Genomic DNA, 15,811 nt, shown 5'->3' with positions numbered 1-15,811 from the left:
ATGGGCTGCCAGGACGTCAGCTTTGATCTGCATCCGGGCGAGCTGCTATGCATCGTCGGTGAATCGGGCTCGGGCAAATCGACCCTGCTCAATACCGTCGCCGCGCAATTAGAGCCGACCTCGGGCACGGTGCGCTATCGCCAACGCGATGCCCGCTGGCTGGATATCGACGCCTTGAGCGAAGCCGACCGCCGCCGCCTGGCACGCGAAGAATGGGGTTTCGTCACGCAGAACCCGCGCGATGGCCTGCGCCTCAATGTCAGCGCCGGCGCCAACGTCGCTGAGCGCCTGATGGCGCTGGGCATGCGCGACTACGGCCGCCTGCGCGAGATCGCCAAGGGCTGGCTGGAGCGCGTGGAAATCGACCCGGCACGCATCGACGATGCGCCGACCAGCTTTTCCGGCGGCATGCAGCAACGCCTGCAAATTGCCCGCACCCTGGTCACTCAGCCGCGGCTGGTTTTCATGGACGAACCTACCGCCGGCCTCGATGTCTCAGTGCAGGCGCGCATCCTCGACTTGCTGCGACGACTGGTGAACGAGCTGGGGCTGGCCGCGGTGATGGTCACGCATGATCTTGCCGTGGCCCGCCTGCTCGCTGCGCGCACCATCGTCATGCAAGGCGGCCGGGTGGTGGAAACCGGGCTCACCGACCAGATTCTCGACGACCCGCAGCATCCCTATACCCAACTGCTTGTTTCATCGGTGCTGACCACATGACCGCCAGCCACATGATTAATGCCCCCATGAATAACGCTACTTCAACGCAGCCGTGCATGCTGCAACTTCGCGGCCTGGCCAAATGCTTCGAATTGCATCATCAGCACGGCGCACGCCTGAACGTGCTCGAAGCGCTCGATCTCGATGTGCACGCCGGCGAATGCGTGGTGCTCTCCGGCCCGTCCGGTGCGGGCAAAAGCACCTTGCTGCGGGTGATCTATGCCAACTATCGCCCCAGCTTTGGCGCGGTGCGAGTACGCCACGATGGCGACTGGCTGGATCTGGCCCAGGCATCGCCGCATGAAGTGCTCGACGTGCGTCGGCGCACGCTGGGTTATGTCAGCCAGTTTCTACGCGTTATCCCGCGCGTACCAACCCTGGACATCGTCGCCGAGCCGCTGCTGGAAAGTGGCGCATCCAGCGCCGAAGCGCAGCAACAGGCCGGCGCCTTGCTGCATCGGCTCAATGTTCCCGAACGGCTTTGGCGCTTGCCGCCGGGCACCTTCTCCGGCGGCGAACAGCAGCGCGTGAATATTGCGCGCGGGCTGATCGTGCGCCGCCCGTTGCTGCTGCTGGACGAACCCACCGCCTCGCTGGATGCGGATAACCGCGCCGTGGTCGCCCAGTTGCTGGAAGAAGCGCGCAACGCCGGCTCCGCCGTGCTCGGCATCTTTCATGACGAAGACATGCGTGACCGCGTGGCCACGCGCCTGTTCCCGATGGGGCCGCTGGCCGACGCGCCCCTGCAACACCGCCCGAATACTTTAGACATGCAGCCCTTAGAGATGATGAAGCCATGACTGACCTCGTTCTCACCAACGCCAACATCGTGCTCGAAGACAGCGTGCTGCACGGCACCTTGATCGCCCGCAATGGCGTCATCCGGCTGATCGATGAAGGCCCGACCCAGGCGCCCGGCGCCATCGACTGCGAAGGCGATTTCGTCGTCCCCGGCCTGATTGAGCTGCACACCGATAACCTCGAAAAACACCTGATGCCGCGCGCCGGCGTGATCTGGCCGGCGCTACCGGCAGTGCTTACCCATGACGCGCAAGTCGTCGCCGCCGGTATTACCACCGTTTTCGATGCCTTGTCGGTGGGCGACCTGGAAGAAGAAAGCGTACGCATCGAAACCCTGCGCGGCACTTACGATGCCATTCTCGCCGGCCAGGCCAGCGGTGCACTGCGCGCCGACCATTGGATCCACCTGCGTTGCGAGCTGGCTTATCCGCGCCTGCTCGAAGCCCTCGAACCGCTGATGAATCACAACAGTGTGCGGCTGCTGTCGCTGATGGATCACACCCCGGGCCAGCGGCAGTACCGCGATATCCAGCAATACCGCAAGTACTACAGCAAGAACCGCAAGAGCTGGAGCGAGGACGAGTTCAACGACGTCGTCAGCCGCCGCGTCGACCAGCAAGCCACTTATAGCTCGCGCCACGAAAGCGCCGTACTGGCCATGGCGAAAAGCAAAAAGGACATTGTGCTGGCCAGTCACGACGACACCGATACACAGCAGGTGGAGCATGCCCATCGCATCGGCGTCAGCATCTCTGAATTTCCGACCACGCACGAAGCTGCCGAAGCCGCGCGCAAGCTCGGCCTGACGACGGTGATGGGCGCGCCCAACGTGGTTCGCGGCGGTTCGCATTCTGGCAACGTGGCCGCGATGGAGCTGGCCCATACCGACCGCCTCGACATGCTGTCGTCCGACTACGTGCCCGCCAGCCTGCTGCACGGCGCCCTGATGCTGCATACCCAGGCGGGCTGGTCGATGCCTCGCGCGATGGCGACGGTGGCCGGCAATCCGGCACTGGCATTGGGCTTTCAGGATCGTGGGCATATCAAGCCCGGCTATCGCGCCGACCTGGTGCGCATGCGCGCCGTGCAAGACCTGCCGGTGGTGCGCAACGTATGGGTGCGCGGCGAGCGGAGTTTTTAATCAAGAAACCCATCCTCCCTCTCCGGTTTTGAGGGGGAGGATGGAGGCTGCAGCCCGTTGCGCCATACCCGTATGGCCAGGCATGCACCGATCCAGTGTTGATACCGGCACGCAGCTGCCCTGCAGCCAATTCCTGAAGGAAAACATCGACGCAATCCCTTGCGGTAACTCCCGCGGTGCCTGACGCGCTATCGTGCTGTCCTGGCCCCGGCGTGCATCGAGGCCATCGCCGGAGTGACCGACCGTATGAGCACTACACCACGCCACGTCTTGCTTGCCGGCGCCACAGGCCTGACCGGCAGCCATCTGTTGCAGCGGTTGTTCGACGATGTCACGGCACCGCAGGTGCTGGCGCCGACACGGCGTGCGCTACCGGCACAGCCGCAGCTGGAGAATCCCGTCGGCGTACTCAGCCGTCTGCTGCCGCAACTGCGCGGCACGGTCGACACGGTGTTCTGCTGCCTTGGCACCACCATTCACCAGGCCGGCTCGCGCGAGGCGTTTCGCATGGTCGACTACGAGCTTCCGCTGGCCTTGGGCAAGCAGGCGCTGACCCTGGGTGCGCGGCATTATTTGTTGGTCAGCTCACTGGGCGCCGATCCGCAATCGCGGGTGTTTTATAACCGCGTCAAGGGCGAGATTGAACAAGCGCTGCAACAACAAGGCTGGCCGCAACTAACCATTGTGCGACCGTCGCTATTGCTCGGCCGGGCGAAGCCGAGGCTCGCCGATCGACTCGGCCTGCTTTCACGCCTGCTGCCCAAGCGCTGGAGCGGCATCGAGGCGAGCACGGTGGCCAACGCGTTGTGGCGATTGTCACAAGAGGATGCGCCTGGTGTGCGCATCGTTGAATCGGATGAGCTACAGCGACTTGGCGCCGATTGATATAGAAGGCCAAATCGCTGCCCCTGCCTTAGCGCAAGGGGCAGCGCGCCGATCAACATCGCGGCATTACAACTTCAGCTGTAGCTTGGCCCATGCGGTGCGGCCTGGCTCATTGACGCGCACCGTATTGACGTAACCGGCCAGCTCGGCGTTAGCGGCATTGACGTGCTCGGCATAGGTTTTGTTGAACACATTGTCGATACCGGCACTCAAGGTCAGGTGCTCGCTGAGACGGTATCCGGCATTCAGCGCGAACACGCCAAAACCATTCGTCGGGCCCAGATCCTGGCCGATGATATTGCCCTGGCCCAAGGCGTAGCGATGCTGTGCCGAGGCCAGGCGCCACAACGCACCGGCCGACCAGTTGCCGGTGTCGTAGGTCAGGCCAAGGCGTAATTCCAGCGGCGGTTGTTGCGGCAGGGGTCGGTGCTGGCTACGGTTCTCACCCCAGGCATAGGCCAGAGTGGCGTCGCCCTGCCAGCGTTTGCTGAAGGCATAGCTGGCACCGGCTTCGCCACCGGCAATGCGCGCATTGATATTGCTGGCATAGCTGCGCGCCATCATGCCTTGACCGTAATTGAGCATGATGAAATTGCTGACCACGCCGTAGTAGGCGGAGACCCACGCTTTCAGCTGTTGATCGTCGTACTGCAGGCCGATATCGAGCTGGGTGGTTTTTTCCGGCTTGAGTGCAGAGAACGCCGCCTGTGACTTGGTCGCATGCTGACCCACCAACTCCCAGTAATCGGGAAAGCGCTGCACATGCCCGATGCCGGCATAAAAGGTCGCCGGCGTGCCACTGAGATCCTGCTCGTAACGTACAAAACCGGACGGCAGTACCGCCGCACGGCTGGCGTCGACCGTACGCGGCGCCGGCATCCCCATGCCATGGTTCATACCGCCCATGCTGTCAGTCATCGACGCCATCGCCAGACCGTAGCCGCGAGCTTGTGCGCGGTCTACGCGCAAGCCGGAAATCAACCGTTGATGCTGCGCCATCGTCCAGCGCAGTTCTTCGAACAGGCCGACGCTGCCGATACGTGCATCGCGTACCCGTGGCTGATCGCCGTAGTACATCCGGTTGCCTGGCGGGCCGCCATTACGACCGGTATGCACATTGCTGCTGGCATCGGCGCCGACCACCCACTGCCACGCATTGCCCCACAAACAGGTCGCTGCCACGCGGCCGCCGACGGTTTTGCGATCCAAGTCGCTGGCCATCGCCATCGGCATCATGCTGTCGGGGTCGGGGCGACGCAGGGTGTAGTTGTCCATCACGTGATTGGCGTAGTTGTAATAAACCTGCGCTTCAAGCTTGTCGAACACCGGCGTCAAATGACGCTGCTCAAACTTCAGTGCGACGCTTTCGCGCAGAAACTTCGCCCCATCCATACCGCTGAATGCATAAGCAGCCTGGCCATCGCCCTTGCCTACGGTCAGTTCCAGCCGGGTGTCGTCATTGGGTGTCCAGCCCAGCGTGATGTCGGTGTTCCAGCGATCATAAGAAGAATGCACGCGGCGGCCGTCGCCATCTTCGTAGTCCTGCGATTGGGTATGGTTACCGCTTACTGCGAGATAGACGTCCGGAGTACCGGCATGCAGATCGAACTGTTGATCGTTACGCCCCCAGGAACCGCCGAGCACACTGCCATTGAACGACCATGCAGGCTGCGCATAGCGACTGAATTCGCGCTCGAACAAAATCGTGCCAGCCGAATTGCCGGGGCCATACAGCACCGTCTGCGGCCCCTTGATGATGGTGACTTTGTCGAACAGCGATGGCGAGATGTAAGCCGTTGGCGGGTCCATCCGTGACGGACAACCGCCACCGATCTGTCCACCGTCAATCAGGATGTTGAGGCGTGACCCGGCCATACCGCGCAGCAACGGATCGCCATTGCTGCCGCCTTTGCGAATCACCGCAAAGCCCGGGATGCTTTTGAGAAAATCCGCGCCATCGCTGGCGGGTACCGGCTGACGTGGCGCCTTGGGATCGGTGATCACCGTAAGCGGACTGTCCTGCATCGTCGCGGTGACCACGATCGGCGGCAGCGTCTGGCCAGGCTTATCGTCAGTGGCAAGCGCCCAGGGGCTGATCAAGCCCAAGGCACTGAGGGCGATCCAGCGCGAACCCTGCGATGGATGCCAGGAAGCGACGTAAGCAGCGGTTAAAACGGACACGCGTTTACGCATCCGCGAGCGCGCAGCCGCGCGCCGGGAATGGAGATAGTACATGGGGGTTCCTCGTTGTTCTGACACGCACCGAGCGTGGCCGTTGGCCAGTCAGGTGCCGGGAGATGGATCAGCTCAGCGAGATCGCCGGAGGCCCGCGCGGAGCCGCGTCAAACAACGGGCGCGCGGCCACCGCGGGTTGTGTCGGCAGCCACACCGACAGCCACAGAGACGGTGCCGGCAACAGCAGCGACGATGGCGTGAAGCTCAGTGTCGGGCTGTGGCTGAAAAGGCTGCAGTAGCCACAACGCTCCCAGTGATCGGCATCGTGTGGATGAGATACCGGCGACGATGGCGATGCATGCTTGTCGCTTAAACCCTCGTGCCCCATGCACCATGCGCCGAGATCGGGCGAATCCGAACTCGGCAGTGCACGCGATACCACGGGCGCAATCACCGTCAACCAGATCGCCAACAGCGCCAGCCATGCGGTTACTCGATTAAGCGTGCCCGTGCGTATTGTCCAGCCCCTGGGTCTGTAAAGACCTAGGGATCATGGCACGCACATCGCAAAAACTTGCAGTGGCAAACGGCCGCAGTGCAAGCCACGCCCCGCGCGACCGCGGCCCTCACCACCAAAACCCGCGAAGCAGACAACTCGCATCAGAAATGTTGGACATAAAAAAAAGCCGCCCGAGGGCGGCTTTGGACTGCGGAAATTGGGAGTGATCAGCCGCGCTGTGCGACCGCCATGCCGCCGGGGCGCTTGGCGCCGGCGAAACGCTTGGCCCAATAGCTTTCATCCAGATTGTCTACCCGCACAGCCTTGCCGCGCGACGGTGAGTGGATGAATTGACCGTGGTCGATGTAGATACCGACATGCGAAATGCGGCCCTTGCCACGACGACCGGCGGTGCGGAAAAACACCAAGTCGCCCGGCTGCATTTCAGCGCGATTGACCTTGAGGCCGGCGAGGAACTGCGAGGCGGAATTGGACGGCAGCTCCAGACCGATGGCATGCGCGAAGACGTAACGAACAAAGCCGCTGCAATCGAAGCCGGTCGAGGGATCGCGGCCACCGCGCACATAACGGATGTCACGCAGCTTCATCGCCAGGCCGATCAGCGTTTTGTGCAAATCGGCGGAGTTGTTGATGGCGCTGTCGTCGCCGTCATCGCCAACGTCACTGACATCAGCCAGCGGGGCCGACTCGCCGGCCATGTGCAGCGTCGGCGTGCCTTCAATCGCAGATGCCTGTGCAGCAGCAGGTGCTTGCGCAGTTAATTGGGTCGGCAAAACGGACTGCGCCAGCATGGGTGCTGGCGCGAGGATCGGAAACTGGGAAAGTAAGTGGGGAGCGGTGATGGTGCCGACAGCCCCCTGCGACGCGACCATGCTGGTCTGAGCGAAAATCGAGCCGGAGCTGAGCGCTGCAACGGCAAGCACAGAGAGTACGGTCAAACGCTTTGTTGGCATGCAGGAAACCCCCGGCGCGGTTCACAAATTGAGTCGCTGCACTGCTCCTGCATTGCAGTCGACCGCGTGATGAAGGGGTGAAGTTATCAAAGCAAGCCGGGCGGTATGTTCGATTGGGGTTAACTAAACCCCAGCGTTTCGAAATCTGGCACGCCTGATGCTTGGGGCTAACTCCATGAACAGAAAAGAAATGTTACTTCCGCAACCACATTTTCAAATGTTTAGTGAACTATTTAGTTATTTCAGGCCAGTAATAGTCGTCCGGATAGGGGCGGCTGCCAAAGATCGCGGTGCCGATACGCACTTCGGTCGCCCCCTCGGCGATAGCCAGCGGAAAATCACCGCTCATCCCCATGGAAAGTCGTTTTAAATCATGACCCTGGGCATTTGCCTGGGCACGCAGCTCGCGCAGTAGCCGGAAGCATGCCCGTACCTCCTGCGGATCGCTGGAATGGATCGCCAGTGTCATCAGACCGCGCACCCGCATCGTGTCGTAGCCACGCAGCATGTCCAGAAAGTCCGGCAGCTGCTCTGGCGGCAAGCCGTACTTGCTCTCCTCGCGCGAGGTCTTTACCTGCACCAGCACGTCGATCACCCGGCCCTCGATCTGTAGGCGGCGATGCAATGCTTCGGCCAGCTCGGGGCGGTCCAGCGACTGCACTTCGCTAGCCAACCGCGCCACATCCTTGGTTTTGTTGGTCTGCAAATGACCGATCATCACCCAGTCGATGCCGCAATCGGCCAAGGGTCCGGCCTTGTCGCGAATCTCCTGCACCTTGTTCTCGCCAAAGCGATGCAGCCCCAGCGCTACGGCCGCGCGAATCACCTCGGGGCCAAAGGTCTTGCTGACCGGCAGGATGCTTACCTCGGCGGGATCGCGCCCCGCTTCGCGGCAAGCCGCGTCTACACGCTGGCGAATCGTCGACCAATGGGAGGCTAGATAGGGGAAGTCGCTGGAAGCTTGGGTCATGGCATCGCCGTGGTGATGACGGGAGACAGCGTCCCTTCTGGGGAGGCCTGATCGGTGGGCACCGATGGGCTATACGCCGTCGTCCGGTGAGCTAACGAAAGCCGAGCATGAGGCGGCAAGCTTTCGCCAGGATCACATCGAGGGCATGCCTGGGGAGCGCACACCTGGATCGGCCGCCTTTGCGGACAGCCATCCCTACTGCCGGCCATCCCGGCCTGGCATGCCAGCAGGATGGCCGGGCGTTATCGCGATACGCGCAGGCTCAGCCCTTGGCAGCCTGCTGGTAATGTCGGGCAACCACTTCGGCCACCACCATGCTTACTTTCTTGCCGGTGGGGATATGCAAGAACTCATTCGGGCCATGCGCAGTGGAGTGCGGACCGAGCACGCCGGTAATCAGGAACTGCGCCTGCGGAAATTTCTCGCCCAGCATGCCCATGAACGGGATGCTGCCGCCCTCGCCCATGTAGACGGCAGGCGCACCGAAATAATGCTTCGAGGCCTCGGCTACCGCCTCCTCCAGCCACGGCGACAACTGCGGTGCATTCCAGCCGCTGCCATCTTTCTCCAGCTTGAAGCTGACCTTGGCGCCATACGGTGGGTCTTTCTCCAGCAGCGCCTTTACCAGCTGACCGGCCTTGGCCCCGGAAAGCGTCGGCGGCACGCGCAAGCTGAGCTTCACCGAGGTCTTCGGGCGCAGCACGTTACCGGCACTTTCCAGCGGCGGCATGCCGTCCACGCCGGTCACCGCCAACTGCGGCCGCCAGGAGCGGTTGAGCACCAGTTCGGTCAGGTTATCGGTGGTCGGGTGCATGCCCTCGACAAAGGGAAATTTGTCATACACCGCCGTCCCCAACACCTCGGCCGAACGCTTGGCTTGCTCGATGCGCTGCGGCGGAATCTCAACATAAAGCTCTTGCGGCTTGATCGTGCCGGTCTCGGGATCTTCCAGGCGCGAAAGCAGCTCTCGCAGGATGCGGAAGCTGGACGGCACCACCCCGGAGGCATCGCCGGAATGCACGCCCTCTTCCAGCACCTGCACGGTCAGCTCGCCGCCAGTCATGCCGCGCAAAGAGGTGGTCAGCCATAGCTGGTCGTAGTTGCCGCAACCCGAATCCAGACACACCACCAGCGATGGGTTGCCAATGCGCGCGGCCAAATGATCGACGTAATACGGCAAGTCGTAGCTGCCGGATTCTTCGCAGGCTTCGATCAGCACCACGCAGCGCGCATGCGGTACGCCTTGCTCGCGCAGGGCCAGCAAGGCAGCCAGCGAACCGAAGATGGCGTAGCCGTCGTCGGCACCGCCGCGGCCATACAACTTGTCGCCCTTGATTACCGGGGTCCACGGGCCCAGGCCTTCGGCCCAACCGGTCATCTCGGGCTGTTTGTCCAGATGCCCATAGAGCACGACAGTGTCATCACTGCTGCCCGGAACCTCGATATAGATAAGCGGCGTACGCCCTTCCAATCGCACCACTTCGAGTGTGGCACCCGGCAAGGCGGAGAGCTTGGAGCGCGCCCAGGTTTCCATCAGCTTGACGGCCGCGTCCATATAACCGTGCTCGACCCACTTGGCATCGAACATCGGCGACTTGTTGGGAATACGGATGTATTCGACCAGCTGCGGCACGATCTCGTCGTCCCAAAGGCCGCTGACAAAACGGGTAAGGCGGGCGGTATCCAAGGGGCGACTCCTGTAGATCGGGGGAAGCGCGCATTGTATCAGCGACCCTCACAGCGCTCGCCATCGCTGACAACGCGTAGGGGGCAACCGACAACCTCATGGGCCTCGCCCGTACTGAGCGCAAGCACTCGGCTGACTGCACCTGCGAAAGCAGGCAGGCATAGTCAATTCACGGCCTAAGGAAGGCCGTAACCACATCTCAAGAGGGAAACATCATGTTTCGCAAACTTGCCGCATGGGCCTTCGCACTAGCCCTCGCCCTGCCCGCTTTCGCCGCCACACCCGTCAACGTCAACAAGGCCAATGCCGAAACCATCGCCCAGTCGCTGGACGGTATCGGCCCCTCCAAAGCCAAGGCCATCGTTGCCTGGCGCGACGAGCACGGCCCCTTCAAAAGTGTCGATGACCTGATCCAAGTCAAAGGCATCGGCGAGGCCACGCTGGAACGCATTCGCAGCTCTGTCCTGCTCAGCGACGAAGTAGCCGCCGAAACCGCCAGCCCGGCCAAGAGCAAGACCAAACAAGCCGCTGGGGAATAAGCTGCGGCAACATAAAGGACCATCGGCGGAGCCCTGGCGGGTTCCGCCGATGCTGCTCTACCCCATACCACTCAAACGCCGGCAACATCGTGATCACGCGCTATACGCGCGCTATGGATCAGATCTACAACGCTGTAGCGCGATTGATGGGACAGCGACGGTGGCCCCGGATCGATCGAGAAGATACGCGTCAGTGCCAGGGCACCCAGTGGATGAGCACGGTGCCGACTATTCTCCTAGCCCTAGCGGTTATCTCCATCCAGGCGCCGGTTGCCACAGGATGCGCGATCGCGGTGTGGGTCTGCTCCAGCCTCGTACCGATCACTGTCGAGAAAACACTCATGCGCCATCTTTCGATACTTAGTCATGCTGTTCGTCATCAGCCGTAGCCACGAGATTAGCCAGGGGTAAAAAGGTGTCGCTGGCGAGGCCCTGGCGGGCTCCGCTGGTTGCGCTACACTCCGCGCCTCTCAAACCGTCCGCGCTGCCATGATTCTTCCGCGTTACCGCATCGCCCCCTCCTCCATTGAGGGCGCAGGCAAGGGCTTGTTTCTAGAGGAAGATATCGCCATCGGGCGTATCGTCACGGCCCCGGATGCGATCGACAAGACCTGGCGCTACGACGAGCTCAGCAGTTCACCCGAGCTGAAAACCCAGCTCTATGCCAGTGCCCGCTGGTTCGAAGACCGTTACACGGTTTCGCCTGACTGGCCGGACGAATGCTTTATCAATCACAGCTTTGAGCCCACCGGCCTATGGCATCTGGGCTTTGTGTTCGCCCTGCGCAACCTGCCGCAAGGTACTGAAATCACCGTGGATTACCGCCACCTGCTGCCCCCCGGACAGCAGGAGGATTTTGTCGATACGGCGACAGGTGAGAGAATCATCGGCTTGCCATGGTCCGAAAGCTTGGCCCTAAGCACTCGTACGCTCTCCAAATTGCTAGGCAGCCTGTGACTCAGGGCCGCCCAAATCAGCTGATGCCGTGATGCTCGATATCCCTATTCTCGAAACCACCCGCCTGCGTCTGACCGCCCTGACCGACCGGCATTTCGACGACTACGCCGCCATGCTCGCCGACCCGGCCAGCACGCGCTGGATCGGTGACGGCCAGCCGCTGGATCGCAGCCACGCATGGCGCTCGCTGGCCATGTTGCTGGGACACTGGCAATTGCGCGGCTATGGCATGTGGGCGCTGGAATTGAAATCCACCGGCGAATTCATCGGCCGCGTCGGGCTGATGTATCCCGAGGGCTGGCCCGAGCTGGAACTTGGCTGGATGCTCAAGCCGGAATATCGCCACCAGGGCTATGCCACCGAAGCAGGCAATGCGGTGCTCGAATTCGCCTGGTGCAAGTTACGCGCGCCACGGATTATCAGTCTGGTGCGCATCGGCAACGAAGCCTCCGACCGGGTTGCCGAACGCCTTGGCGGCGAGCACATCGAAGACATGGATTTCTACGGTAGCCACAACCACGTCTTCGCTTATTACCCACCGTCGCCAGAGACCCGCTGCGCTTACGCCTGACCGATGGCTAAGTTCGATAACGCGTGAGGTGCGCCTCGGCCCAGGGCAACACAGGCCAGAGGCACAGGCTGGGGTTCGCCAGGCTGGGGTTCGCGGTACGTTCCCCAGCCTGCATAGATAACCCCGCCAAACTTATCCCAGTCGCGAGGGTGTCAGCGAACGCGACACCTCCGCCAGCGCATACAAGCGCGCGACGCGGGTCCAGCCGATCGCCGCGACAATAATCTGGGTAAGCACGAACGCTGCGACAAAGCCACCGAAACCAATCGCCGGCACCTGGATGCGTGCCATGCCCAGCGCCAACACCGCCGCCGCGCCGATCGCGCTGACCAGCAGATAGGCAAACAAGGTGCTGAAGGGACGCCGCAGCAACTGCTTGAAGCCGCGCCAGAGCGCACGCGTGGCCGAACGCAGGCCGGTGTCGGCGATAAATGCCGCACGAGCCGATTCCACCACGGCATGCATCAGCACAAACAATGCCCCGCTCACCCAGAAGGCCATGTGCTGGCTGGCGTCTGCCTGCGACTCAAGCACCGCGGCATCGACACGGTCATTGGCGGTATCGAATATCCATTGAGCGCCGCCGATCACGATGGCGAACGGCAACAGCGACCACAGCATCAGGCGGAACATACGCCCGTACTCCGTCAGGCCGCCATGCAAGAGCTGACCAAAGCCAAGCGTACGACCCGCGCGACCGCTGGCGATCACCATGCCGTTAAGCCACGAGGCAAGCAGCAGCGTCAACACCAGGCCGATCAAGAGACCGCCACCAAAAGCATCCATCGGGTCGCCAATGATCCGCAGCGTGTCGCCGAACATCGTCGCATCCACTTGCCGCGCCCACGCATCGGCATGCACGGAATGATCGAGCAAACCGCTCAAGGTCTTCCATAGCGGAATCGCCAGCACCGCCGTCGGCAACAACAGCAATACCGACCACAGCAGCAACAAGCGCCATTGCAAGGCGCCAAACAAAGCGCGCACTAGCGCAGCGAGACTGACCCGGCGAGAGATCTTGTTAGAAGCCATCACAGTGTCCCCAGAAGTGCGTAGAAAGCCTGTACCAGGGACCCGACATCGGCACTCCAGCGACGCGATGCCGCGCTATTGGGTTTTGTGGTCTTGCTGTCGTTGAGCTTGTTGGCATCCAGATTGATCTTTTGCTCCGGGTCCAGCTCGGCCGAGACGATTTTCGTGGGCTTGGTGAAGACGAAACGTGCCCAGCGGCGATCGTCGTCCCAGCGCACATCTTCATGACTGCCATCGGCAAACTTCACCCGCAGTAGCTGAGGAGCCTGCGCACCATCGCGTACCACGGTGACCGTGCCACGCCACGGGAATGGCCCGCCCCCTTCCGGCTTGGCGTCGGGATGGGCTTTTTTCCAGTCATCCCGTTGCTTGGTGATCTGCTTGTCGAGCTGATCCGGATCGAGCTCGCTGCGGCTGCCGTCTTTCGACGTGGAGCCCGCCAAGGGCAGCACCTCCTGATTGTCGATCGAGCTGACGCGATCATCGATTTTCGCGGTACCGAAGACGTACTGGTCGAAGATCTCATTGACGTTTTTGGCATCGCCCGACACATCGATCAAGGCCGCGCGCAAGTCAGCCACCGAAGGATGGCGGAAGCGCCAGCGCTTGTAGTACTCATGGAAAGCGCGCTCGGTGACGTCCTTGCCCAGTCGCTCTTCCAGATCGTGCATTGCCGTTGCGGTACGCGAATACACCGAGCCATAGCTGCTGCTGGACAAGCGATTCCAGCTGTTCTGGCCTAGCGGATCTACCGGGCGGTTGAGTCCGGCAGCCATGCGTTCCATATCGAACACATAGGCAGATGGCGTCATGCCCAGGCGGCGCATCCATGTCGCGGGCACCAGAAAGCGCTGATTGCGCTCGCGCAGCATGCGCTGATCCCAGTATTCGTTGAGGCCTTCGTCGAGTATCGGCTCTTCAAATTCATTGGAGGCCAGAATGCCGTAGAAATAACCGTGGCCGAATTCGTGGATGGTGACGAAGTCGATCTCCCACTGATCGGCAGTCTGCGGGTCGATCTTGGACATGCCCTCTGCGGTAAAGAAGGTCGGATACTCCATCCCGCCCGCCTCATCGGCGTTATACGGCGGAACCACCGCCGTCACCGTGTGGTAAGGATAAGCACCCAGGGTGCGCGAGAAATAGGCCAGCGAATCCAGCGTCGCCTTCATCACCGGCTGCGCGGTTGCGACGTATTCCGGCGGATAAATCACTCGCACAGCGACTTTCGGACTGCCCGGCCCGACATAGCTGGCATCGATGGTTTGATAGCCCTTGGCCGCGACCCAGGCAAAATCGTGCACATCGCCCTGCACAAAATGATAGGTCGTCTTGCCATTGCCCTTGACCGGCTCGCCTTGTTGCTCGCCCACGGCACCCACGGTGTAATCCGAGGGCACCGTCATGTGCACGTCGAAGCTGCCGAAGTCGGCATAGAACTCACTATTGAAATGGAATTCGTGCACGTTCCAGCGCACTTCGCCGGCGCCACGCTCACCGGGCAACTCAAGCACACCGATCTTTGGAAACCACTGCCCGACCAGATTGAAGTCACCGAAATAGCCGGTGCGCTCGACCACGCGCGGCAATTGGCTTAAGAAATCGATATCCAGCGTCAAGCTGCCACCGGCCGGCACCGCCTCGGCCAAGTCGATGCGCACGACAGTCTGATCGGTTTCCGGGCCGCCATCGGGGTGCACAAAAGACCACTTCAGCGATGCCGTACCCTGGCGCACCTGCTTGAGATCAATCCAACCCCATTGCCCTTTTTTCAACGCCGCCCGACCGCGCGAGCTACCGTGCGCGGTGAGCACATTGCGCTCGGTGAAAAAAGTGCTTTGCTCGTTTTGGAAAGCGTTGAGATAAAGATGCAGGTAAACGCTGTGGATCGGACGGTCACTGCGGTTGCGCCAGGTCATCTGCTGCTTGGCGCTGATGGCATGCTTGGCGGCATCCAGCTCGGCATCGATGCGATAGCTGACTACGCGATCCGACAGGGTTGCCTCGTTGCCCGTACGCTCACCGCCCCAGGCGTTCGCCGCGCTGGGCAGGTTGACTGCAGCGGCTTCCGCGTGAACCAGTGGAATCTCTGGCAACACTGTCGCCGCGACCGAACTGGCCGCTGCCGGTGGCTGCACTGCCGCTGATGTCGTCGGGGTCGCATTTTGTGCCATCGATGACTGCGCCATGCAGCACATCCAGGCGAACCAAAGGCAACCACTCTTGCCAACCCGTAACCTCATCGTCGATCTCCCCCGAGTGATAGTGCAGCCTGCGTCATCTGGGTAATTTCGTCACAGGCCAGAGGTCACGTCCAGCCCGCCCAAGTGAGGCCTGAAACAACGCTCGGACCTCACCTAGGTTTCACCTCCGGGGTCCGGGGTAAGAGAGCAGCGCAAGATCCAGCGTCAGTACACATCGCGGCGATAACGCCCTTCGCCACGCAACTGCTCGACCCGGGCCGCACCCAGTACCTCGCGCAACACGGCATCCACGCCCGGCGCCATACCGGCAAGACTGCCACAGACGTAAATCGCCGCCCCCTCGTCGACCCACTGACACAGTGCATCGGCGGCGGCGTGCAGGCGTTGCTGCACGTGGATGCGCTCTGTTTGATCACGCGACCACACCAGATCGAGGCGCTCGATATGGCCGGTGGCTCGCCAGTGCTCGATCTCGTCACGATAGTAAAAATCATGCGCCGACTGGCGTTCGCCAAACAGCAGCCAGTGGCGTTTATGCCCCGCAGCGATACGTGCCTTCAACAGCGCTCGCAGACCGGCCAGCCCGGTGCCATTGCCGATCAGGATCAGCGGCCCGGCGTCGGTGGGCGGGTGGAAATGGGGATGGGAGCGAATGC

General features: G+C 61.9%; 15 protein-coding genes. 7 read left to right on the top strand and 8 right to left on the bottom strand.

The annotated features are described in order from the left end of the window. From phnK to OUZ52_RS19000, 4 genes are all read left to right on the top strand, one after another. A partial coding sequence (gene phnK / locus OUZ52_RS19015; protein WP_266160109.1) for a phosphonate C-P lyase system protein PhnK occupies positions 1-720 on the top strand: 720 nt, incomplete at its 5' end. A 56-nt stretch (positions 721-776) separates the two neighbouring features. Continuing rightward, a complete protein-coding gene (gene phnL / locus OUZ52_RS19010) occupies positions 777-1,520 on the top strand; it encodes a phosphonate C-P lyase system protein PhnL (protein ID WP_266160107.1) in 744 nt (247 codons plus the stop codon). Continuing rightward, positions 1,517-2,662 (top strand): alpha-D-ribose 1-methylphosphonate 5-triphosphate diphosphatase, encoded by a 1,146-nt coding sequence (locus OUZ52_RS19005; protein ID WP_266160106.1) that lies wholly within the window; start codon positions 1,517-1,519, stop codon positions 2,660-2,662. The genes phnL and OUZ52_RS19005 overlap by 4 nt, the downstream gene beginning before the upstream one ends. Positions 2,663-2,908: 246 nt before the next feature. Continuing rightward, positions 2,909-3,547 (top strand): Rossmann-fold NAD(P)-binding domain-containing protein, encoded by a 639-nt coding sequence (locus OUZ52_RS19000; RefSeq protein ID WP_266160105.1) that lies wholly within the window; start codon positions 2,909-2,911, stop codon positions 3,545-3,547. 66 nt (positions 3,548-3,613) lie between these two features. On the opposite strand, the gene OUZ52_RS18995 is transcribed toward OUZ52_RS19000, so the two are convergent. From OUZ52_RS18995 to OUZ52_RS18975, 5 genes are all read right to left on the bottom strand, one after another. Beyond that, positions 3,614-5,653 (bottom strand): TonB-dependent copper receptor, encoded by a 2,040-nt coding sequence (locus tag OUZ52_RS18995; RefSeq protein ID WP_425493884.1) that lies wholly within the window; start codon positions 5,651-5,653, stop codon positions 3,614-3,616. Positions 5,654-5,849: 196 nt separating this feature from the next. Further along, positions 5,850-6,197: a DUF2946 domain-containing protein gene (locus tag OUZ52_RS18990; RefSeq protein ID WP_266160110.1), complete on the bottom strand. Its 348-nt coding sequence runs from the start codon at positions 6,195-6,197 to the stop codon at positions 5,850-5,852. 251 nt (positions 6,198-6,448) lie between these two features. Further along, the gene (locus OUZ52_RS18985) at positions 6,449-7,195 is read right to left on the bottom strand and encodes a C40 family peptidase (protein WP_266160103.1); all 747 of its coding nucleotides are present in this window, start codon (positions 7,193-7,195) and stop codon (positions 6,449-6,451) included. A gap of 229 nt (positions 7,196-7,424) precedes the next feature. Continuing rightward, positions 7,425-8,165, bottom strand: a complete 741-nt coding sequence (locus OUZ52_RS18980) for a YggS family pyridoxal phosphate-dependent enzyme (RefSeq protein WP_266160102.1) — start codon at positions 8,163-8,165, stop codon at positions 7,425-7,427. Positions 8,166-8,427: 262 nt separating this feature from the next. After that, positions 8,428-9,852 carry a M20 family metallopeptidase gene (locus OUZ52_RS18975; RefSeq protein WP_266160101.1) on the bottom strand — a complete coding sequence of 475 codons (1,425 nt, stop codon included), beginning with the start codon at positions 9,850-9,852 and terminating at the stop codon, positions 8,428-8,430. Positions 9,853-10,067: 215 nt separating this feature from the next. Between OUZ52_RS18975 and OUZ52_RS18970 the strand changes: the two genes are divergently transcribed. The 3 genes from OUZ52_RS18970 (at position 10,068) to OUZ52_RS18960 (ending at position 11,919) form a co-directional block, all read left to right on the top strand. Beyond that, entirely contained in the window at positions 10,068-10,391 is a 324-nt protein-coding gene (locus OUZ52_RS18970) for a ComEA family DNA-binding protein (RefSeq protein ID WP_266160100.1), read from the top strand. 489 nt (positions 10,392-10,880) lie between these two features. Then, complete coding sequence (locus OUZ52_RS18965) at positions 10,881-11,348, top strand: SET domain-containing protein-lysine N-methyltransferase (RefSeq protein ID WP_266160099.1); 468 nt, start codon at positions 10,881-10,883, stop codon at positions 11,346-11,348. Between the two features lie 31 nt (positions 11,349-11,379). Further along, on the top strand, positions 11,380-11,919 hold the full coding sequence (locus OUZ52_RS18960; protein WP_266160098.1) for a GNAT family N-acetyltransferase: 540 nt from the start codon (positions 11,380-11,382) through the stop codon (positions 11,917-11,919). 132 nt (positions 11,920-12,051) lie between these two features. On the opposite strand, the gene OUZ52_RS18955 is transcribed toward OUZ52_RS18960, so the two are convergent. The 3 genes from OUZ52_RS18955 to OUZ52_RS18945 all read right to left on the bottom strand — a co-directional run. Then, a complete protein-coding gene (locus tag OUZ52_RS18955) occupies positions 12,052-12,951 on the bottom strand; it encodes a hypothetical protein (protein ID WP_266160097.1) in 900 nt (299 codons plus the stop codon). Further along, entirely contained in the window at positions 12,951-15,125 is a 2,175-nt protein-coding gene (locus OUZ52_RS18950) for a M1 family metallopeptidase (protein WP_266160096.1), read from the bottom strand. Before OUZ52_RS18950 ends, OUZ52_RS18955 begins: the two co-directional genes overlap by 1 nt. A gap of 234 nt (positions 15,126-15,359) precedes the next feature. Beyond that, a partial coding sequence (locus OUZ52_RS18945; RefSeq protein WP_484489068.1) for a ferredoxin reductase domain-containing protein occupies positions 15,360-15,811 on the bottom strand: 452 nt, incomplete at its 5' end.

The organism is Dyella silvatica (assembly GCF_026283955.1).
Classification (GTDB): Bacteria; Pseudomonadota; Gammaproteobacteria; order Xanthomonadales; family Rhodanobacteraceae; genus Dyella_C; species Dyella_C silvatica.
The sequence above is the reverse complement of the archived record's forward strand: the minus strand, read 5'-3'. Positions and strand labels throughout refer to the sequence as shown.